16 protein-coding genes and 1 other RNA gene are annotated in these 19,566 nt (G+C 66.8%); 3 read left to right on the forward strand and 14 right to left on the reverse strand.

The genetic code is table 11. The annotated features are described in order from the left end of the window. The first annotated feature begins 41 nt into the window (after nt 1–41). Nucleotides 42–2,342 carry a TonB-dependent receptor gene (locus XnspCFBP7698_RS04680; protein ID WP_104580556.1) on the forward strand — a complete coding sequence of 767 codons (2,301 nt, stop codon included), beginning with the start codon at nt 42–44 and terminating at the stop codon, nt 2,340–2,342. Nucleotides 2,343–2,345: 3 nt separating this feature from the next. On the opposite strand, the gene XnspCFBP7698_RS04685 is transcribed toward XnspCFBP7698_RS04680, so the two are convergent. Further along, a non-coding RNA gene (locus XnspCFBP7698_RS04685) (sX9 sRNA) lies at nt 2,346–2,421 on the reverse strand. Between the two features lie 254 nt (nt 2,422–2,675). After that, nucleotides 2,676–2,879: a hypothetical protein gene (locus XnspCFBP7698_RS04690; RefSeq protein WP_104580557.1), complete on the reverse strand. Its 204-nt coding sequence runs from the start codon at nt 2,877–2,879 to the stop codon at nt 2,676–2,678. A 218-nt stretch (nt 2,880–3,097) separates the two neighbouring features. On the opposite strand from XnspCFBP7698_RS04690, the gene XnspCFBP7698_RS04695 reads away from it, so the two are divergent. Beyond that, nucleotides 3,098–4,006: an AraC family transcriptional regulator gene (locus XnspCFBP7698_RS04695; protein WP_123137346.1), complete on the forward strand. Its 909-nt coding sequence runs from the start codon at nt 3,098–3,100 to the stop codon at nt 4,004–4,006. Nucleotides 4,007–4,017: 11 nt separating this feature from the next. Here XnspCFBP7698_RS04695 and XnspCFBP7698_RS04700 read toward each other — a convergent pair whose 3' ends face one another. The 4 genes from XnspCFBP7698_RS04700 to XnspCFBP7698_RS04715 are packed head-to-tail and all read right to left on the reverse strand — an operon-like array spanning nt 4,018 to nt 10,550. After that, the gene (locus XnspCFBP7698_RS04700; protein WP_104580558.1) at nt 4,018–4,704 is read right to left on the reverse strand and encodes a TetR/AcrR family transcriptional regulator; all 687 of its coding nucleotides are present in this window, start codon (nt 4,702–4,704) and stop codon (nt 4,018–4,020) included. After that, nucleotides 4,697–6,184, reverse strand: a complete 1,488-nt coding sequence (locus XnspCFBP7698_RS04705) for an efflux transporter outer membrane subunit (RefSeq protein ID WP_104580559.1) — start codon at nt 6,182–6,184, stop codon at nt 4,697–4,699. The genes XnspCFBP7698_RS04700 and XnspCFBP7698_RS04705 overlap by 8 nt, the downstream gene beginning before the upstream one ends. 1 nt (nt 6,185) lies before the next feature. Further along, nucleotides 6,186–9,329: an efflux RND transporter permease subunit gene (locus tag XnspCFBP7698_RS04710; RefSeq protein WP_104580560.1), complete on the reverse strand. Its 3,144-nt coding sequence runs from the start codon at nt 9,327–9,329 to the stop codon at nt 6,186–6,188. A 15-nt stretch (nt 9,330–9,344) separates the two neighbouring features. Continuing rightward, nucleotides 9,345–10,550 (reverse strand): efflux RND transporter periplasmic adaptor subunit, encoded by a 1,206-nt coding sequence (locus tag XnspCFBP7698_RS04715; RefSeq protein WP_104580561.1) that lies wholly within the window; start codon nt 10,548–10,550, stop codon nt 9,345–9,347. A 108-nt stretch (nt 10,551–10,658) separates the two neighbouring features. Between XnspCFBP7698_RS04715 and XnspCFBP7698_RS04720 the strand changes: the two genes are divergently transcribed. Further along, nucleotides 10,659–11,300, forward strand: a complete 642-nt coding sequence (locus XnspCFBP7698_RS04720) for a TetR/AcrR family transcriptional regulator (protein WP_179454232.1) — start codon at nt 10,659–10,661, stop codon at nt 11,298–11,300. Nucleotides 11,301–11,407: 107 nt separating this feature from the next. Here XnspCFBP7698_RS04720 and XnspCFBP7698_RS04725 read toward each other — a convergent pair whose 3' ends face one another. From XnspCFBP7698_RS04725 to creC, 8 genes are all read right to left on the reverse strand, one after another. Further along, a complete protein-coding gene (locus XnspCFBP7698_RS04725) occupies nt 11,408–11,914 on the reverse strand; it encodes a transcriptional repressor (protein WP_039413527.1) in 507 nt (168 codons plus the stop codon). A 13-nt stretch (nt 11,915–11,927) separates the two neighbouring features. Next, the gene (gene gltX, locus XnspCFBP7698_RS04730) at nt 11,928–13,331 is read right to left on the reverse strand and encodes a glutamate--tRNA ligase (protein ID WP_104580562.1); all 1,404 of its coding nucleotides are present in this window, start codon (nt 13,329–13,331) and stop codon (nt 11,928–11,930) included. 68 nt (nt 13,332–13,399) lie between these two features. Then, a complete protein-coding gene (locus XnspCFBP7698_RS04735; RefSeq protein ID WP_104580563.1) occupies nt 13,400–14,491 on the reverse strand; it encodes a DUF3616 domain-containing protein in 1,092 nt (363 codons plus the stop codon). A 138-nt stretch (nt 14,492–14,629) separates the two neighbouring features. Further along, nucleotides 14,630–15,526, reverse strand: coding sequence for a carbon-nitrogen hydrolase family protein (locus tag XnspCFBP7698_RS04740; RefSeq protein ID WP_104580564.1), 897 nt, complete (start codon nt 15,524–15,526; stop codon nt 14,630–14,632). Between the two features lie 66 nt (nt 15,527–15,592). Next, nucleotides 15,593–16,195, reverse strand: coding sequence for a GNAT family N-acetyltransferase (locus XnspCFBP7698_RS04745; RefSeq protein ID WP_104580565.1), 603 nt, complete (start codon nt 16,193–16,195; stop codon nt 15,593–15,595). 49 nt (nt 16,196–16,244) lie between these two features. Beyond that, the gene (locus XnspCFBP7698_RS04750) at nt 16,245–16,658 is read right to left on the reverse strand and encodes a hypothetical protein (RefSeq protein WP_104580566.1); all 414 of its coding nucleotides are present in this window, start codon (nt 16,656–16,658) and stop codon (nt 16,245–16,247) included. A 7-nt stretch (nt 16,659–16,665) separates the two neighbouring features. Continuing rightward, the gene (creD, locus tag XnspCFBP7698_RS04755; RefSeq protein WP_104580567.1) at nt 16,666–17,985 is read right to left on the reverse strand and encodes a cell envelope integrity protein CreD; all 1,320 of its coding nucleotides are present in this window, start codon (nt 17,983–17,985) and stop codon (nt 16,666–16,668) included. A gap of 122 nt (nt 17,986–18,107) precedes the next feature. Beyond that, nucleotides 18,108–19,556 carry a two-component system sensor histidine kinase CreC gene (gene creC, locus XnspCFBP7698_RS04760; protein ID WP_104580568.1) on the reverse strand — a complete coding sequence of 483 codons (1,449 nt, stop codon included), beginning with the start codon at nt 19,554–19,556 and terminating at the stop codon, nt 18,108–18,110. Nucleotides 19,557–19,566 lie beyond the last annotated feature (10 nt).

Raw genomic sequence — 19,566 nt, forward strand, 5'->3', positions numbered from 1 at the left:
GGCTGCTGCTCGACAGCTCATCCCCCTCAGCGAGTCACTCCATGCCCATGCCACTCCCCTGCCGCCTTGCCTGCGGCCTTCCCTTGCTGCTGCTGTTACCCATCCCGCGTGCCGCCGCCGTCGAACCACCCGACGCCGCTGCCAGCACCGCAGGCCAGGCGCCCAAGACCACACTGGATGCCATCATCGTGCTGGGCGCGGGGCAATCGCGGCAGGTGCAGACGATCAAGCCGGCAGACCTGGCCAAGGCTCCGCCCGGCACCTCGCCGCTGGCCAGTCTGTCCAAGCTTCCCGGCGTCAACTTTCAATCGTCCGACCCGTTGGGCGGCTACGAGTGGGCCCAGCAGATCACCATCCGCGGCTTCAGTACCGACCAGATGGGGTACACCCTGGACGGCGTGCCACTGGGCAACATGCAATACCGCAACAACAACGGCCTGAGCATCGGGCGTGCCTTGCAGGCGGAAAACAACGGGCCGGTGACACTTTCGCAAGGCAGTGCCGCGGTGGGCACCGCCTCGACCAGCAACATCGGCGGCACCATCGATTTCACCTCGCTCGACCCCACCGACGGCTTCGGCGTGGATCTGGCGCAGACCGTCGGCAGCGCCAGCAACCTGCGCAGCTTCGCGCGCCTCAATAGCGGCACCTTGCGCGGCGGCGGACGCTTCTATCTGTCGGCCAGTCATCAGGACGCGGACAAGTGGAAAGGCCACGGTTCGCAGCGCCAGCAGCAGCTCAATTTCAAATACGTGCAGCCGCTGTCGGACAGCCTCACCGCCACCACCTTCATCGATGGCGTGGATCGCCGCGAAGACGATTATCTGGATGTCTCGCTGGATCTGATTCGTCGCCTCGGTGATCGGGTGGACAACATCTCCAGTGATTTCCCCCTGGCCGAGCGCATGGCGCAGGCGCTGCAGAGCGGGACGCCTGCGCCGGCACCCTACCGCAATGGCGACGATGTCTATTACAACGGCGGCGGCGTGCGCAAGGACCTGTTCGCCTACGAAAAACTCGACTACGACCTGAGCGCGCAACTGAGCGGCCAAACCACGCTGTACTGGCATCAAAACCACGGCATCGGCACCTTCGCCAGCCCGTACGACCCCACGCCGGCGGCGTTCGGCGGCTCGCCGGTATCGGTGTCCACCGTGGGTTATGACATCCAGCGCAAGGGCATCCTGTCGCAGCTGGAACTGCGGCTGGACCGGCACACGCTGCAGGCCGGGCTGTGGTACGAGAACAATCGCTTCGATCAGATCGCCCGCCTTTATGGCCTGCAGGCCGGCAGTGCCCCGCGCAACTTCCAGCGCTTCTACGACAACCCGTTCCGCACCCGCTGGCACTACATCTTCGACACCGAGGTCTATCAGCTGCATGTCGGCGACAGCTGGGAGGTCAACGATGCCCTGCGGGTGGACCTGGGCCTGAAATCCCTGCAGGCCAAGAACACCGCCCGCACCATCACCAGCAGCCAGCCGATTGATGGCCGGATCGAGGCGTCGGGCCATTTTCTGCCGAGCGCCAGCGCGTTGTACCGGTTCGACAGCCGTAACGAAGCCTTCGTCGACTACACGCGCAATCTGTCCGCCTTTGTCGCCTCCGCCTCCACTGGCCCGTTCTCGACCACCAAGGCCGGGTTCGACTACATCCGCGACACGCTGAAACCGGAAAAGACCGCCACCACCGAACTGGGCTTCCGCCACACCGGTGCCTCCGTGCAGACCTCCATCACCGCCTACCACGTGCAGTTCCGCAATCGCCTGCTGGCCTCGTCGATCAGCGCGGCGGTGGTCGGCAACCAGAACGTGCTGCAGAACGTCGGCGGCGTCACCTCGCAGGGAGTGGAGCTGGCGGCCAGCTGGAATTTTTTGCCGCACTGGTCGCTCTACGGCAGCAGCTCCTATAACGACGCCCACTACGACGATGACGTGGCCGTACCCGGCAGCGCCGTGGTGGCCATCCGCGACAAGCAGGTGGTGGGCTCGGCACGCACGCTGGCCAATCTCCAGCTCGGCTACGACGATGGCGCCGCGTGGGCGCAACTGTCGGCGCACTACACCGGCAAGCGCTATTACAGCTATTTGAACGATCAGCCGATTGCCGGGGCGACGGTGCTGAACTTCGGTACCGGCTACCGCTTCCATGCGTCATCCGGCGGCGTCCATTGGCTGGACGGCACCGATGTGGATCTCAACGTCACCAATCTGCTGGACAGGCGCTACATCGCCTCCCTGGGCACCAGCGGGTTCGTGACCGCCGATCCGGACGGCACCTACACCACGCTACAGGTGGGTGCGCCGCGCCAGGTCTTTGTCAGCGTGCGCAAGCACTTTTAGAGCGGCTAACAAAACGTAGCGAGCGGTCGTCAGGTGGGTGCGGACGGCGCGGAGGAACCGCAGTGTACAAGTGGTACATGAGGATTCCGAGCACCGACCGCGCCCGCCTGACGGCCGCGCAGTAGTTTTGTTAGCTGCTCTTAAGCGGGCGGTGGCGGCCGCGTCGGTGGCCGATGCAGATGCGCAGGGAATGGCAGCGCTCGGCAGTGACGGCTGCCGGCAGTGCAATCATGCAGGTCGGCGCCCCACCGATCGCGCCGCTCGCCTGCATCCCGGCTCACGCTGCGGCAGACCAGTGCGCGGCGCCTGACCTCGGGCGCCGGCGGCACACGCTCAACGCCCGCCGCGTTGCAGGCGCTTGTGCAGACTGCGGCGCTGCGCATCGCTCAACAGGTGCCCATGCGTGCTCAACAGCCCCAGGATCTGCTGATGCGCCTGCGCGGTACGCCGGGCGAGCTCTGCGCTGGCTGCAGCTTCGAGGCGTTTCCACTCGGCAGCGGTGGTCGGCGTCGGCAGGGACAAGGGCTTTGCAGGCATGGGTGGCGCAGGCACGGGAGCGGGCCGCCATGATACGGCGCGCGCGTGAGCGCGCTATCAGCAGCCGCTGCGCCGCCGGCAGGCCATCGCGTCGGTGACCACGCGCGAGCTCGTGCAGGCGGCTGCGTTCGCCAACCCCGTTGCCGGCCGCATGACCTGCGGTCTTGTACGATCGGCCCGTCGCGGCCGGGCCGCCCTGCACCATCGACGAGTTGCGCATGTCTTCGCTGATCGAGTTGAGCACCCTGTTACTACGGCATGCGCCGGCCGACGGCCTGCATGCCACCGCGATTGCCGGGCTGCAGATCATGCGCAGCTCCACGCAAACGCTGTCCATCCCGACCGTCTACACGCCGATGCTGTGCCTGGTGGCGCAGGGCCGCAAGCGCGCGATGCTGGGCGCGCAGGCCTACGACTATCACCCGGACATGTATCTGGTGGCCTCGGTGGATCTGCCCATCGTCGGCTCGGTCACCCAGGCCAGCGCCGCGCAACCCTACCTGTGCTTCTGCCTGGATCTGGACACCGCCGTACTCAGCGAGCTGGCCATCCATCACCCCGAACTGGCCGAGCCGCAACGCGACGCTGCCGCAACCGGCCTGCTGCTCAACCACAGCACGTCGCCGCTGCACGACACCGCCGTGCGGCTGGCACGCCTGCTCGACCGGCCGCAGGAAATCGCCGCGCTGGCACCGCTGGTGACCCGCGAGCTGCTGTACCGCCTGATGGCCGATCCCGCCAACGCGGTGGTGCGCCAGATGGCCATCGCCGACAGCCGGCTCAACCAGATCTCCAAGGCCATCGTCTGGTTGCGCGAGCACTATGCGCAGCGTTTCAGCATCGAGCAGATCGCGGACCTGTCAGCCATGAGCCGCTCCACCTTCCATGCGCATTTCAAGACGGTGACCTCGATGACGCCACTGGAATACCGCTCGCACCTGCGCGTGCACGAGGCGCGCCGGCTGATGGTGGCCGAGGCACTCACCGCCGCCGACGCCGGCTTCCGGGTCGGCTACGAAAGCGCCTCGCAGTTCAGCCGCGACTACGCGCGCATCCTGGGCGAACCCCCGGCCCGCGATGCACAGCGGCTGCGCGCCAGCACACCGGATGCGACCGAAGCGGCATGAGGACTACGTCGCTAGAACCCGCTCGGCGTCTCGCGCTTCTGCTGCGCCACTGGCTGTGCCACAACGGGTCGATAGGCACGCAGGAACAATGCCACTGCGCCGCTGACGTAGGCCGATACCTGCGCAGCACCGGCATGCGCCGCACCGCTGCGCACCGCCGCATTGGCCGGTAGCCCGGCCATCAACCCGAAGAAATGCACCGAGGCATCCGGCAGGTTGTCGATCACCAGGACACCCTGGGCCACCTCGCGGGCCAGCAGCGTGCGCATCATGCCGTCGTAACGCTCGAAGCACAGCATCCACATCTCCTCGCGCATCTGGCTCGGCAACAGCGGTGGGCGCACCAAACCGTATTCCGCATCGTCCGGTGCGCTGCGGCTCGCCACTCCCACCACCGCGTTGGCCACCGCAATCAACCGTTGCTGCAGTGGGCCGCGCAGCGCCAGCAACGCGTCCCACCGGTTCGGCGACGCCTGCGCCACTGCGTCCAGGGTGGTGCGGAACAGCACTTCCTTGGACGCGAAATACGCATACACCGTGGCCTTGGACACCATCGCATGGGTGGCGATGGTCTCCATGCTGGTGCGATCGAAGCCGCGTTGCTGAAACAGCCGCAGTGCCGCCGCGACGATTGCGCCACGTTTGCCGGACGGTGCTGGCAGCGGTGGCGCGTCCGGCGCCGGACCGGCTTCATCCACGGGGTTGCGCCGTCCCCACGCTGGCCAGCTCCGGTTGTGCCGTCTGCAACCAGCCGCCGCCCATCGCCTTGTAGAAGGTCACCAGATTGGTGAAGCGCGACAACTGGGTGGCGATCAGCGTCTGCTGCGCGCTGTAGAGCGAGCGCTGTGCATCCAGCGCCTGCAGATAGCTGTCGATGCCGCGTTCAAAACGCGCCTGCGACAGCCGGTAGCTATCGGCAGTTGCATCGACCAAGGCCTGTTGCGCCTGCAATTGCCGCCCCAGGGTGTCGCGCTGGGCCAGCGCGTCGGAGACTTCGCGGAAGGCGCTCTGGATGGATTTTTCGTAGCGCGCCACTTCGATCTCGCGGTTGGCCTTGGCCATGTCCAGGTTGGCGCGGTTGCGCCCGGCATTGAAGATCGGCAAGGTCAGCGACGGCACGAAACTCCAGGCGCGGGTGCCGGAATCGAACAGGTTCGACAGGCTGCTGCTGGACGACCCCAGCGAGCCGGTCAGGCTGATGCTGGGGAAGAACGCCGCACGCGCCGCACCGATGTTGGCATTGGCCGCGCGCAGGTTGCGCTCGGCCTCCAGGATGTCCGGGCGGCGCTGCAGCAACTGCGACGGCACCCCGGCCGGCACGCTGGCCAGCACATTGCCCTCGACACTGGCGCCGTCGGGCAAGGCGCGCGGCAACAGGGTATCGGGCACGGACGTGCCAACCAGCAGCACCAGCGCATTACGATCCTGCGCCACCTGTGCGGTGTAGCGCTCCACCTCCACGCGCGCGGTTTCCACCGTGGTCTGTGCCTGGCGCAAGGTGAGTTGCGAGGCCACACCCAGCTCGAAACTGCGTTGCTGCAGGCGGTAGCTGGCGCTCTGGCTGCTCAGGGTGGACTGCGCCAGGTGCAGCGACGCCTGATCGGCAGCCAGGGTCAGGTAGGCAGTGGCCACCTCTGCCACCAGGCTGATGTGCGCGCTGCGGCGGGCCTCGGCCGTGGACAGGAACTGTTGCAGCGCCTGTTCCTTCAGACTGCGCACCCGCCCGAACAGGTCCAGCTCGTACGCGCTGATGCCGATGTTGGCGCTGTAGGTGCGAAACACCGCCGGCTGGCCGGGGATGGCCAGTTCCGCCGGCGTGCGCGCGTTGTTGGCAGTGCCGGTGCCATCGATGGCCGGCAGCAGCGCGGCGCGCTCCACCCGGTATTGCGCACGCGCCACTTCGATATTGAGTGCTGCCACGCGCAGGTCGCGGTTGTTCTGCAGGGCCAGCTCGATGACCTGCTGCAATGCCGGGTCGGTGAATACCTCGCGCCAGCCGATGTCGGCAACGGTGCGCGCCGCATCCACTGCAGCCGCCTGCGGCGTGGCAATGGACGTGGCGCCAGCGAACGTGTCCGGCACCGGCGCATCGGGACGCGCGTAGCGCGGCATCATCGTGCAGCCAGACAGCACGCTGGCCACCGCGATCGCGGCAAGTGTCATGCGGATCGGAGTCATGTCAGTGTCCTGTGGGTTGCGGAACGGGCACGGCCGCTTGCGGGCGACGCTTGAACAGGCCGCTCACCAGCACGAAGAACAGCGGGACGAAGAACACCGCCAGGACCGTGCCGGACAGCATGCCGCCGATCACCGCGGTCCCCAGCGCATGCTGCGCGCCGGCACCGGCACCACTGCCGAGCACCAGCGGCACCACGCCCAGGATGAAGGCCAGCGACGTCATCAGGATCGGCCGCAAGCGCATGCGCGCCGCTTCCAGCGCGGACTCGATCAGGCTCTTGCCACCGGCGTGCAGCTCCTTGGCGAACTCCACGATCAGGATCGCGTTCTTCGACGCCAGGCCAATGGTGGTGAGCAGGCCCACCTGGAAGTACACGTCGTTCATTTTCCAGGTCAGCATGGCGCCCAGCAGCGTGCCGAATACGCCCAGCGGCACCACCAGGATCACCGAGAACGGAATCGCCCAGCTCTCGTACAGCGCCGCCAGACACAGGAACACGATCAGGATCGACAGGCCGTACAACAACCCGGTCTGGCCGGTCGAGGATTTTTCCTGGCGCGACAGACCGGTCCACTCGAAGCCGATGCCCGGCGGCAGTTTTGCCGCCGCAGCCTCCACGATCTGCATCGCCTCGCCGCTGGAGGCCGCACCGGGCATTGCCATGCCCAGAATCTCCACCGACGGCACGCTGTTGTAGCGCTCCAGCCGCGGCGACCCCGAGCGCCAGCTCACCGTGGCGAAGGCGTTGAACGGCACCATGGTGCCGGCGCTGTTGCGCACGAACCAGCGATCCACGTCCTGCGGGTTCATGCGGTACGGCGCATCGGCCTGCAGCATCACCTTCTTGACGCGGCCCTTGTCGATGAAGTCGTTGACGTACACGCTGCCCCACGCGCTGGAGAACGTGTTGTTGATGTCGGCGATCGACACGCCCATCGCCTGCGCGCGGTGCGGGTCGATCTCCAGCTTGAACTCGGGCGTGTCTTCCTGCCCGTTCGGACGCACGCCGACCAGCCGCTTGTCCTGCGACAGTTCGGCCAGCAGTTGATTGCGTGCCTGCATCAGCGCGTCGTGCCCCAGATTGGCGCGGTCCTGCAGCATCAGATCGAAACCGGTGGCATTGCCCAGCTCCGACACCGCTGGCGGCGCAAACGCAAATACCTGCGCGTCGCGGATGCCGGCAAAGAACGCGCCGGCCTTGCCCGCCACATCGGTCACGCTCTGGCCCTTGCCGGTGCGTTCGTCCCAGGGCCGCAACTTGACGAAGGCAAGGCCCACGTTCTGCCCGGTGCCGGCAAAACTGAAACCGGACACCGCGAACACGCCCGACACCGAGTCCTTCTGGTCGACCAGGAAGTGATGCTCCACCTGCTCGAGCACCTCGCTGGTGCGCGCATGCGATGCGCCCGGCGGCAACTGCACCAGCACGAACAAGGTGCCCTGGTCTTCATCCGGCAAAAAGCCCACCGGTAATTTCATGAAGCCCACCACCACCAGCGCCAGCAGCACGGCGTAGGCCAGCATGTAGCGCCCCCCCTTGCCCAGCATGTGCCGCACCACGCCCTGATAGCGGGTGTTGCCGCGATCGAAGATGCGGTTGAACCAGCCGAAGAAGCCGGTGGTCGCCATGCCGTGGCCTGGTTGCACCGGCTTGAGCAAGGTGGCGCACAGGGCCGGGGTGAGGATCATCGCCACCAGCACCGACAAGGTCATCGCGGACACGATCGTGATCGAGAACTGGCGGTAGATCACACCGGTCGAGCCGCCAAAGAACGCCATTGGCACGAACACCGCAGCCAGCACCAGCGCCACGCCCACCAGTGCGCCGGAGATCTGGTCCATCGACTTGCGCGTGGCCTCCCTGGGCGACAGTTGCTCTTCGCCCATCACACGTTCGACGTTTTCCACCACCACGATGGCATCGTCCACCAGCAGGCCGATTGCCAGCACCATCGCGAACATGGTCAGCGTGTTGATGGTGAAACCGAAAGCGGCGAGGACGCCGAACGTGCCCAGCAACACCACCGGCACCGCAATGGTCGGAATCAAGGTGGCACGGAAGTTCTGCAGGAACAGGTACATCACCAGAAACACCAGCACCACCGCTTCCACCAGCGTATGCACCACCTGCTCGATGGAGATGCGCACGAACGGCGTGGTGTCGTACGGCTTTTGCACCTTCATGCCCGGCGGGAAGAATTTCTGCTGTTCTTCCAGGCTTTTATCGATCGCACGTACCGTATCCAGCGCATTCGCGCCGGTGGCCAGCTTGATCGCAAGACCGGCGGCCGGCTTGCCGTTGTAACGGCCGACCGTGTTGTAGCTTTCGCTGCCCAGTTCCACGCGCGCCACATCGCGCAAGCGCACCTGTGCGCCATCGGCCTGGGTGCGCAGCAGGATGTTTTCGAATTCCTGCGCCGTCTTGAGCCGGGTCTGCGCGGTGATGGTGGCATTGAGCTGTTGGTTGGCCACCGCCGGCAACGCGCCGAGCTGGCCGGCCGACACCTGTGCGTTCTGTGCCTGGATGGCGGTGCGCACGTCGACCGGCGTGAGATTGAAATTGGTCAACTTGTCCGGGTCCAGCCAGATGCGCATGGCGTATTGCGAACCGAACAAGGTGGTGTCGCCCACGCCTTCGACGCGGCTGATGGTCTCCTGCACGTTGGCAGCCACGTAATCGGACAGGTCCGAATCGCTCATGCTGCCGTCTTCGGACGTAAAGGCCAGCACGTTGACGAAGTTGGTGGCCGACTTGGTCACTGTCACGCCCTGCTGTTGCACTTCCTGCGGCAACAACGGCGTGGCCAGCGACAACTTGTTCTGCACCTGCACCTGCGCCGTGTCCGGGTCGGTGCCGTTCTCGAAGGTCAGGGTGATGGTTACCGCACCGCTGGATTCGCTGGTGGAGGCCATGTAGCTGAGATGGTCCAGCCCCTTCATCTTCTGCTCGATGACCTGGGTGACGGTGTCTTCCAGGGTCTGCGCCGATGCACCGGGGTAGTTGGCGGTGATGGCCACGGCGGGCGGTGCGATGCTGGGATATTGCGCAATCGGCAAGGTGGCAATGGACAGGATGCCGGCCAGCATCACGATGATGGCCAACACCCACGCAAAGATCGGACGGTCGATAAAAAAGCGTGCCATGTCGTGTGCTCCGCCTCAGTTGGCCGCACGCGGTGCGGTCGGGGCGGCAGCCGCGGCATCGGCATTGCCACGCTTGGGCTGCCACGGCACGGTCTTGACCTCGATGCCATCGCGCGCGCGCGAGGCGCCTTCCACCACCAGTTGCTCGCCGGGCCTCAGGCCGCTGCGGACCAGCCACTGGTCGCCAACCTCACGGTCGACATCCAGCAGGCGCAGGTGCAGCTTGCGGTCGCTGCCCACCACGAACGCGGTCGGCTTGCCGGCGCCGTTACGCGTCACTGCCTGCTGCGGCACCAGCATGCCCTGCTGCTTGACGCCCTCCTGCAGCACCGCGCGCACGTACATGCCCGGCAACAGGTCGGCATTGGGGTTGGGGAACACCGCGCGCAAGGTGATCGAGCCGGTGGCCTGGTCCACGGTGACGTCGGAGAACGCCAGGTGCCCCTGCAGCGGGTAGTGGCTGCCGTCCTCCAGCAGCAGCGACACCTTGGCCGCGCCCTCGCCAGCCTGTTCCAGGTCGCCGCGCGCCATCGCCTGCTTCAGCCGCAGCACGGCTGCGCTCGGCTGGGTGACATCGATATAGATCGGGTCCAGTTGCTGGATGGTGGTCAGCGCCGTGGCCTGGTTGGCAGTGACCAACGCACCGGGTGTGACGCTGGAGCGGCCGATACGGCCGGAAATCGGCGCATCCAGGCGTGCGAACGCCAGGTTGATGCGGGCGGTCTCCACGCTGGCCTTGCCGGCGGCCACGTCGGCCTCGGCCTGGCCCAGCGCGGCGGCGGTGTCGTCGCCCTCCTGCTGGCTGATCGCCTTGATCTGGGCCAGCTCGGTGTAGCGCTCGGCCTTGAGCTGCGCCGTGCGCAGGGTCGCCTCGGCCTTGGCCAGCGAGGCCTGGGCGCTAGCATAGCTGGCGCGGTACTGGGCCGGGTCGATCTGGTACAGGGTCTGCCCGGCCTTGACGTCGCCGCCTTCGGTGAACTGGCGCGACTGCACAAGGCCACCCACCTGCGGGCGAATTTCGGCGATCAGGTACGGAACGGTGCGCCCCGGCAATTCGGTGGTCAGCGTCACCGGCTGCTGCTTGACGGTCAGCACGCCCATTTCAGGGGTGCCCTCCTGCGGCGGCGGGCCGCCCGGCGGGCTGCCGCAGGCGCTGAGCAAGGCGGTGGCGGCAACGGCAACAGCAAGCAACGACAGGCGAAACGAGGCATGGGCACGCACGGGCAGGTCTCCGACGGGAGTTGTAATGGTTAAATCTAAACGGTACGGTTCGGTATCCTAATAAGCGCATCCGTAGCCGTCAAGCATTTCTGCCCAGTCGGTATACTTATGAATTATTGGGAGAACCTGATGCGGGTCAGAACCGAAGAAAAGCGCGATGCGATCATTCAGGCCGCCAGCGAGGTGTTCCTCGAACTGGGCTTCGAAGGCGCGTCGATGTCGCAGATCGCCGCCCGGGTCGGCGGCTCCAAGCGCACGCTGTACGGCTATTTCCCGTCCAAGGAAGAGTTGTTCGTGGCGTTTGCCAAAGACATGTCAGACCGCTACATCGACCCGTTGCTGGACGCGTTGTCACAAAGCAGCGGCCCCGTTGCGGAAACCCTGCAGCGCTTCGGCGAGGACATCCTCAGCTTCCTGTGCGCCCCCAGCTCGATCACGATCTGGCAGACCATCATCGGCGTGTCGGGGCGGTCGGACGTGGGGGCACTGTTCTTCAATGCAGGCCCCGAAGAAGGCGTGCAACGCATGGCCGACTTCCTGCAGACACAGATGGATCGCGGCGTGATCCGCTGCGCCGACGTCCTGATCGCGTCAAGGCAGTTCGGCGCGCTGCTGGAAGCGGAAACCCTGATGCCCTGCCTGTTCGGCGCGCTCAAGGACCCCTCGCCCGAGTATTTGCGCGAGGCAACGCGACGCGCGGTAGATTTGTTCCTGGCGGGCTATGGGTGCAAGACCGCCGCCGCGGCGTGATGCGCGGTGGCGTAGTTCGGTAGCTTGCAGAGCGCATCCATCGGCAGCCGAGTGCGCGTGTTTCTATTGCCGCCAGGTCGATAAATCGCCTGTTTCCCAGGCGATCGTCACTCCGCCACCGCGCACTTGGCGCACAGGCCATGCACTTCCAGCGTCTGCGCCTGCGGCTGGAACCCGAGCGCCTTGGCGCGGGCTTCCAGTTGCGAGACCACCTCGCGGTCTTCCAGTTCCACTGCGCTGTGGCAGCGGTCGCAGATCAGGAACGGCACCGAGTGCTGGGCGCTGTTGGGGTGATGGCAGGCGACGAAGGCGTTGACCGATTCGAGCTTGTGCACAAAGCCATTGGCCATCAGGAAATCCAGCGCGCGGTACACCGTGGGCGGTGCATCGGCGCCCACGCCCTTGCCCTCGCGCACCCAGTCCAGCAGTTCGTAGGCCTTGACCGGCTTGCCGGCGTCGGCAATCAGCCGCAGCACATTGGCGCGGATGGGGGTCAGCCGCAGGCCGCGCTCGCTGCAGGCGCGCTCCACCGCGCGCACGAAGCCGTTGGCGTCGTCGACGTGGTGGTGCGGCTCGGTACAGGCGTGGTCTTGGGCGTGGGTGTGCTTGGTCATACAGGCTCCGGCGTCAGGCCGCTCCAATCTTGATGAGTGCCGCATCGATGCGTTTCAAGGCACCCTCGCGGCCGGCCAGGTACACCGTCTGCGAAATATCCGGGCTGACCTGGGTGCCGGTGATGGCCACGCGCAGCGGCTGGGCGACCTTGCCCATGCCCAGTTCCAACGCAGCGGCCGCATCGTGCAACGCCGCCGATACGCCCTCCACGCTCCATTCGCTCAGCGCAGCCAGCAGTTCGCGCGCCTTGCCCAGCGGCACCTCGGCACCCAGCTTCAGGTGCTTCATCACCGCCGCTTCGTCGTAGACCTCCAGCGGCTGGTACCAGACCACGGCTTTTTCGGCCATTTCCTTCAGCGTCTGCACGCGCTCGCGCAACGCCACCACCACATCCGCAGCGGCCGGGCCGGCGGCGATGTCCACCCCCAGCTTGGCAAGCTGGTATTCCAGCTGGGGGGCGATGCTGGCCGGGTCGTCGGTCTTCAGATAGTGCTGGTTGACCCAGCCCAGCTTGGCCATGTCCAGGCGCGCGGCCTTGGAATTGACGTCCTTGACGTCGAACAGCTCCAGCAGTTCCTGCGGCGTGAACAGCTCCTGGTCGCCATGCGACCAGCCCAGGCGTGCCAGATAATTGATCAACGCATGCGGCAGATAGCCGGCGTCCTTGTACTGCATGACGTCGGCCGCGCCGGTGCGCTTGGACAGCTTGGCGCCCTGCTCGTCCAGGATCATCGGCATGTGCGCGAACCTGGGCACCGGTGCGCCCAGCGCTTCATAGATGTTGATCTGGCGCGGGGTGTTGTTGATGTGGTCGTCGCCGCGGATCACCTCGGTGATGCCCATGTCCCAGTCGTCCACCACCACCGCGAAGTTGTAGGTGGGGAAGCCGTCCGGGCGGAAGATCACCATGTCGTCGAGCTCGCTGTTGGCGATCTCGATGCGGCCCTTGATCAGGTCCTCGAACACCACCGTGCCGCCGATGGGATTCTTGAAGCGGATGACGCGATTGGGGTCGTCGCGGTACGGCAGGTTCTGCTCGCGCGCGGCGCCGTTGTAGCGTGGCTTTTCCTGCCGGGCCATCGCCGCTTCGCGCATGGCGTCGAGCTCTTCGCGGGTTTCATAGGCGTAATACGCCTTGCCCTGCGCGAGCAGCTGCTCGGCGACCTCCTGATAGCGGGCCACGCGCTGGGTCTGGTAGATCGGGCCTTCGTCGTAGTTCAGGCCCAGCCAGTCCATCGCTTCCAGGATGGCGTCGATCGCTTCCTGCGTGCTGCGTTCGCGGTCGGTGTCCTCGATGCGCAGCACGAACTGCCCGCCACGGTGGCGTGCCTCCAGCCAGCAATACAGGGCGGTGCGGGCGCCGCCGATGTGCAGGTAACCGGTGGGGCTGGGAGCGAAGCGGGTGCGGCAGGTCATGGAGCGCTCGGCGAAACGGGTGTGCGCCGATTTTACCTTGCGCGACGTGACCCTGCCCGGCCCACTGCTCAGCGATTACGCAGCAGGTCGCCGTATACCACGCAATTGCCGCCGCTGCGGGCCGCGCCCGGGGCGTCATACAGCACCAGCCAGGTGGGGATCTTGCCGGCCAGCGACTTGGGCAGGTTGCAGATCGCCTCGGCGCGGTCGCTGTCCTTGCCATGCGGCAACACCGCCGATTCCAGCAGATCGTGCTGAAAGCGCACCGGCGCCTGGTTGGCAGCCAGCGCGCTGCGCGCATCCGGCCACTTGAACAGGCGGATTTCGCCGTTCAACACCATCGTCGGCCCGGCCAGCAGGTACAGATCGTCGCCGGAGTAATGCAGGTCGCGGATGCCCAGCCCACCCAACTGCAGGAAGTGCTTGCGCAGCAGCGTGCCGTCCTCGTCCAGCGGTACCAGGCGCAGGTGGTCGCCATGCGCTTCCACCGCAATCTCCAGCAGCGCCGACCAGCCACGCAGCACCGGCCCGCGCAGGCCCAGCAGCAAACGCTGACCGTCGACCACGATGCCTTCGATATCGAAGCCGTTGTCCTTGCCCGGGATCTTCAAAAACGGGCCGAAATGCGGGTCGTCGGCCAGCAGCTCGGTGAGCTGGTTGTGCCTGGCGTCGCCCTTGAGCCGCAACGCGCGGCGACCGTCGGCGGCTTCGCGCACCAGCTGCGGGGTGCCGTCGGCATCGCGCTCGATCGGCAGGCAGGCCAGCAGGCGGCGGTTGGCATCGAGTTTGAGTTTGCTCAGGCGCTTGGCGTTGTCGGCATCGTCGCGACCGGGCTTGGCGTTCTTGCGCTTCAACCCGTGCGAGCCGACCACCCACAGATACCCGTCCGACAGGCCCATGCCTTCCAGGTCGGCTTCCTCGGCATCGTCGCCGGGCAGGTCCAGCAGCTCGGCCAGCGGAAAACTCTGCCCCTCGCCGAAGCGCAAGGTCTCACGCTGGCCGGGCGGCAGCTTGCGCAACCGGTCCACTGCACAGGCTTCGTCGCCGGCGACCCACAGCCAGTCGTCGGTGAACGCCGCGCCGGAAAGATTGCTGTGCACCAGTGCGCCAGGTGTGAACTCCAGCCGGACGCTGTGCGGAATCAGGGTTTTCTTGGCCATTGAGCAGGTGGGCGACGGTGCGGAAGAAGACCGCCAGTACACCACGACCGCCGCACCGGTGGGTGCCGTGGTGACAGAACGGACGGTGGCGAGGCGGTGCCAACGCGGCCGCGCGTCCAAGCTCCGATCACCGCACGCTCACTCCCACGGCGCCAGCCGGGCACGCGCCAGGCCGGCCGCCCACTGGCCGGGCCAATCACGGTCGTTGGCCACCTGCGCCTGCGCGCGGCTGGCCTCCAAGGCAGCGACATCCAGCGCCGCGTACGCCCAGACCGCCTCGCCCCGGGTCTGCGCCAATACGCCGTCTTCCGGAAAGCCCACATCCATCGGCGCAAACACTGCCGCTTCGCCGGTGTTGACGTCCAGCGCCGGGCTCCACGGCGCCTCGCCCGCGGTCACCGATTGCGCAACGAACATGCGGTTTTCCAGCGCGCGCGCCAGGCAGCCGACCCGCACCCGGGTGGCGCCGGCGGCGGTGTCGGTGCAACTGGGCACGACCAGCAGGCGCGCGCCGGCCTCGTACTGCGCCCGCACCGGCAACGGGAATTCGCTGTCGTAGCAGATCGCAATCGCCGCGCGCACGCCGTCCAGGTCGAACACCTTGAGCGCATCGCCCGGCTCGATCAGCCCGGTGCCCTTTTCGAACCCGGTGAGCTGCAACTTGTCTTGCCAACCGTGACCACCGGCGGGCGTGAACCAGTCGCTGCGGTTGCGGTAACGGCCCTGGCCCAGATCCAGCAGAAAACTTCCCGCGATCAGGTGCAGCCGATGTTGCCGCGCCAGGCCGGCAAACAGCTCCAGCCAGCGCCCCCGCAGTGCCTGGATCGCGGCCAGCGATTCGGGCAGGCCGGCGGACACCTGCGTCCCGAACGTGGCGGCCAGCTCCAGCGACAGATATTCCGGCAGCACGGCCACGCGTGCACCGGCCGCGGCGGCCTCGCCGACCAGCGCCGCCATGCGCGCAGCGAAGGCGTCGAAGTCCTTCGGCCGGCCGATCGGATACTTGGCAACGGCAATGGTGAGTGGCGCATTCATGGGCAAGAGTCCTGTCACGACAGTAAAAAGCAACGACCACGCAACGGCGCGATCGCGTGCGCGCGCTCAAGGGTCCAGCGCGCGCGTCCAGACACGCAAGCTGTGGTCGACCGGGCCGCGTTGCAACTCCGCCCATTCCAGCCGCACCTGCATCCCCGGCCGCGGTGCGTAACCGCGCTTGCGCCAGAACACATCGTTGGGGCGATAGTCCGCAGGTTTGCGCGGATCGTCCGATGCCCGCTCCACCGAGCAGAAGGCCGTGAGCGCAAACCGGCCCAGCGCGCGGGCATGCGCCTCGCGCTGGTCGAAGAAGGCGTGGCCGATCCCCTGCCCGCGATACGCCGGCAGCAGCACCGATTCGCCGAAATAGAACACCCCGGCCGGCTCGATGCCGGCGGCACGGAACGGCGCATGGAACGCATCGCTGTCGTCCAGCAGCGGCAGGCCGGTGGATGCACCGACCACCGCATCGCCATCGCGCGCCAGCACGAACACGCTCTGCGGCGAGGCGGCATAGGCCGCCAGGTACTCGCGTTCGTAGCCGGCGTCGCCCTCGTACAGGTATGGCCATGCGGCGAACACTGCGATACGCAACTGCGCCAGCGCGTCCAGATACGGCAACACCGCAGCGCCGCGCACGGTTTCAACGGTGAGGGAGGTCCTGGTCATGCCGCCATGGTAAGCGAGCCTGGCCGGGGCGATGCCGTGCCGCCGCGGCTCAACGCAACCAGCCGCCATGAGCGCGGGCCGTGCTGGCCGGCTGCTGCCACAGCAACCACACCGCCGCTTCGTCCTGGGCCACCAGCACGCCGAGCAAGGCGTCGCTGCTGCGCGCCCAGTAACTGCCGTTGCTCAGGCGTTGCCAGGGCCCATAGCCACGAACCGGCGTGCCGGTCGGCTGCGCCTGCCGCTGCCGCTGCAGGAACGCAGATCCGTGCGCGCGCAACGCCTGCACGGTACGCGCATGCAGGCGCAACCCGATCACCCCACGGCGGCCCTCGCATGCCAGCGGCAGCGCCGACAGCGGCGAACAGTCCCACTGCGGTGGCGCTGCGGGAAGCAGCGCCACCGTGTCGATCCCGGCGGGCAGCAGACGCTGCGCCCGTCGCATCACCTGAGCATGTGCGCGCATGCCGACCTCAGCGCAGGCTGTTGCCAAGCTCGTACCAATCGAGCTTGCGGGTCACCCACATGATGCTGGCCAGGATGCCGAACAGCAGCAACGAGCCCATCAGCAGCGCGTTGTCTTCGGAGATCAACAGGCTGTACAGCACGCCATACAAGGCAGTGAGCATCAGCGAAAATCCCGCCGCGCGCCCCCAGCTGCGCAAGACGCCGGACAGATAGAAACACTGCAGCCCGATGCACGCCGCCGCCGACACCAGATACGCCTGCCAGAACGCGATGTGCTCGGAAAGGCTCAGCAGCAGCAGGAAGAAGATCGCCAGCGCCAGGCCAACCAGCAGGTATTGCAGCGGGTGGATCGGCAAGCGCTTGATCAGCTCGAACAGCACGAACGCCACGAAGGTCAGCACCACGAACAGGATGCCGTACTTGCTGGCGCGATCGGCCTGGGTATACACGTCCACCGGGTCGACCAGGCGCACTTCCAGCGTATCCAGCGACGACTGGCTGGATTGCAGCTGCGTCTGCGCGCCGGTGGCCAGCGACGACAACGACCAGCTGGCATCGAAGCCGCGATCGCTGATGGTGGGCGCATTCGGCAGGAAGCGCCCGCCGAAGGACGGGTGCTGCCAGCTGGAGCGCAACGCAATCTCGTTGTTGTCGGCGATCGGTGCGATGGCCAGCCGGCGGGTGCCGTCCAGCACGAACTGCATGTCCACCACGTTGCCTTCCTGCAGCCGCCCGGCGAGCGGGTCGGCCAGCGGGCTCAGCTCGGCATGCACACCGGTCGATCGATCCGCCAGCGCCCCGGCACCGCTTTCCAGCGTCACCGCATGGCCGTCCACCTGTAGACGCGGCGTGCCCACCAGCCCGCGCACATCGGAAATGCCCACCGCCAGATGCGGCTGGCCATACACGCGGGTCGGTGCGGCGGCATAGTCGAAGGGGGCGTATTCCGCGTGCAGGGTCGCCTTCCACGAATACACCTGCACGCGATACAGGCCCACCTCGCGCACCGAGGGCACCATCTCGCCACTGAGCTTCAGGCTGCGCGGCGTCTGCAACAGCGCGCCCTCGCGCTTGCGCCACACCTTGCGCTGGTTGCCCTGCTCGTCCGGCTCGGTCACCTGCACGTCTTCGGTGTAGGGCAGCACGCGTACCGGCGCAATGAATTGCTGCTCGCCCGCCTTGCTCTGCGCCACCCGCTCCACCGCCTGGTCGCGGTAGCGCGCGCGGTCCTGCACCGCGCCACGGATCAGCAACAACGGAATCAACAGCAGCAGGATCAGTCCGCCGATGGTGGCGAACCGCAACAACAGTTTCAGGGATTTCATCGACCGTCCTCAGTCTGGGAGGTGGTCAGGCTGCGCCGCGTCGATGGTGGGGGTTTGAGGCGAATTTGAAGCGAATGTGAAGTGGGTGGTCGACCGGCAACAGGTCCTCCTGCCGCAATGGCTCAGGAGATTGGCAGACGCAGCATTGCCACCGCACCACCACCGTCGCGATTGCGCAAGCTCACCTCGCCGCCGTGCAGGCGGGCCACCTCGCGCACGAACGGCAGGCCCAGCCCGGAGCTGCGTTGTCCGGTCTGCGGGCGCGCCAGCGAATAGAACCGCTCGAAGACGCGTTCGATCGCGTAGTCCGGCACGCCACTGCCGCGGTCTTCGACCAGCAGGTGCAACTGGCCGTCGTGCGCCTGCGTATGCAGCCGCACAGTGCCGCCCTCCGGCGAGAAGGCGATGGCGTTTTCCAGCAGATTGACCAACGCCTGACGCAACAGATAGGCGTCGCCCTGCACGGCCTGCGTACTGGCCGCCACGCCCGCCGCATCGCACTCCACCCGCACACCGACGCTGGCGGCACGCTGCCGCACGGCGTCCACCGCCGCCTGCAGCAGGGTGGGCACGGCAATTCGCTCGCGCGTCTGCAGCCAGCCGTGCTGCTCCACTTCGGCCAACGCCAGCAGCTTGTCGATGGTTTCGGTCAGCCGCTGCTCCTGCGCGCGGATGCTGGCCACGAAGTGCTGGCGATCGGGCTCGGGCAACGGCTCGGTCAACAACTCCGATGCCCCGCGGATCGCCGCCAGCGGGCTCTTCATCTCATGCGTCAGCGACTGCACGTATTGCTCGACGTAGGCCTTGCCTTCCAGCTTGCGGCGCATGGTTTCCAGCGCCTGGCCCAGGTCGCCGATCTCATCGCCGCGCGGCCTGGGCGGCGGCACCGGAATGCCGGCGCTCACCGCCTGCGCATAGCGGTTGAGCCGGCCGATGCCGCGCATCAGCCACCAGGTCATCGCGATGCCGATCAACGCAGAAATGCCGATCAACCAGGCGCCGCGCTGCAGGATATTGCGCTGGCTGGCTTCGATGAATGGGTCGATGCTGCGATTGGGCTGGGCCAGGGTGAGCACGCCGATCAACGTGCCCGGCCGGCCGGGCGCGTAAATCGGCGCGGCCACATGCATGACGGTCGCGCCGGGGTCGCCGTCGCTTTCCGGACTGGAACGCGCGCCGTATTCGCCGCGCAAGGTGCGGTAGACATCATTCCAGCGCGAATTGTCGCGGCCTACGTCGCGGCCTTGCGAATCGAACACCACCACACCGCGCGCGTCGGTCACGGTGACGCGGTAATCCACGTTGTTCTTGCGGAAGCGCCACACCCAGGCCTTCGGGTCACGCCGCTGCGCCTGCGCCAGGTTACGCGCAAAGCGGCCGTCGGCGATGTGACCGGCCGCCAGGTCGCCGCTGGCCATTTCCGCCAGCACATTGGCCGCATCCACCAGGGTCGCTTCCATCGCCTGGCGCACGCCTGGCTTGACCTCGTTGACGAAGACCCGCATCACGAAGAACGCGGCCAGCCCGACGATCAGAAAGAAGCCCAGAAACAGCTTGAGGCCGAGCCGCATCTCAGTGCGC

This window comes from Xanthomonas sp. CFBP 7698, assembly GCF_003600855.1.
Taxonomy (GTDB): domain Bacteria; phylum Pseudomonadota; class Gammaproteobacteria; order Xanthomonadales; family Xanthomonadaceae; genus Xanthomonas; species Xanthomonas cannabis.

Bases quoted from the DNA above. Each gene is read 5' to 3' on its own strand.
- creD (WP_104580567.1), bottom strand. From the start codon at position 17,985: ATGAAATCCCTGAAACTGTTGTTGCGGTTCGCCACCATCGGCGGACTG.
- XnspCFBP7698_RS04690 (WP_104580557.1), bottom strand. From the start codon at position 2,879: ATGCCTGCAAAGCCCTTGTCCCTGCCGACGCCGACCACCGCTGCCGAG.
- XnspCFBP7698_RS04695 (WP_123137346.1), top strand. From the start codon at position 3,098: ATGTCTTCGCTGATCGAGTTGAGCACCCTGTTACTACGGCATGCGCCG.
- XnspCFBP7698_RS04750 (WP_104580566.1), bottom strand. From the start codon at position 16,658: ATGCGCGCACATGCTCAGGTGATGCGACGGGCGCAGCGTCTGCTGCCC.
- XnspCFBP7698_RS04710 (WP_104580560.1), bottom strand. From the start codon at position 9,329: ATGGCACGCTTTTTTATCGACCGTCCGATCTTTGCGTGGGTGTTGGCC.
- XnspCFBP7698_RS04740 (WP_104580564.1), bottom strand. From the start codon at position 15,526: ATGAATGCGCCACTCACCATTGCCGTTGCCAAGTATCCGATCGGCCGG.
- gltX (WP_104580562.1), bottom strand. From the start codon at position 13,331: ATGACCTGCCGCACCCGCTTCGCTCCCAGCCCCACCGGTTACCTGCAC.
- XnspCFBP7698_RS04725 (WP_039413527.1), bottom strand. From the start codon at position 11,914: ATGACCAAGCACACCCACGCCCAAGACCACGCCTGTACCGAGCCGCAC.
- XnspCFBP7698_RS04720 (WP_179454232.1), top strand. From the start codon at position 10,659: ATGAATTATTGGGAGAACCTGATGCGGGTCAGAACCGAAGAAAAGCGC.
- creC (WP_104580568.1), bottom strand. From the start codon at position 19,556: ATGCGGCTCGGCCTCAAGCTGTTTCTGGGCTTCTTTCTGATCGTCGGG.
- XnspCFBP7698_RS04735 (WP_104580563.1), bottom strand. From the start codon at position 14,491: ATGGCCAAGAAAACCCTGATTCCGCACAGCGTCCGGCTGGAGTTCACA.
- XnspCFBP7698_RS04745 (WP_104580565.1), bottom strand. From the start codon at position 16,195: ATGACCAGGACCTCCCTCACCGTTGAAACCGTGCGCGGCGCTGCGGTG.
- XnspCFBP7698_RS04680 (WP_104580556.1), top strand. From the start codon at position 42: ATGCCCATGCCACTCCCCTGCCGCCTTGCCTGCGGCCTTCCCTTGCTG.
- XnspCFBP7698_RS04705 (WP_104580559.1), bottom strand. From the start codon at position 6,184: ATGACTCCGATCCGCATGACACTTGCCGCGATCGCGGTGGCCAGCGTG.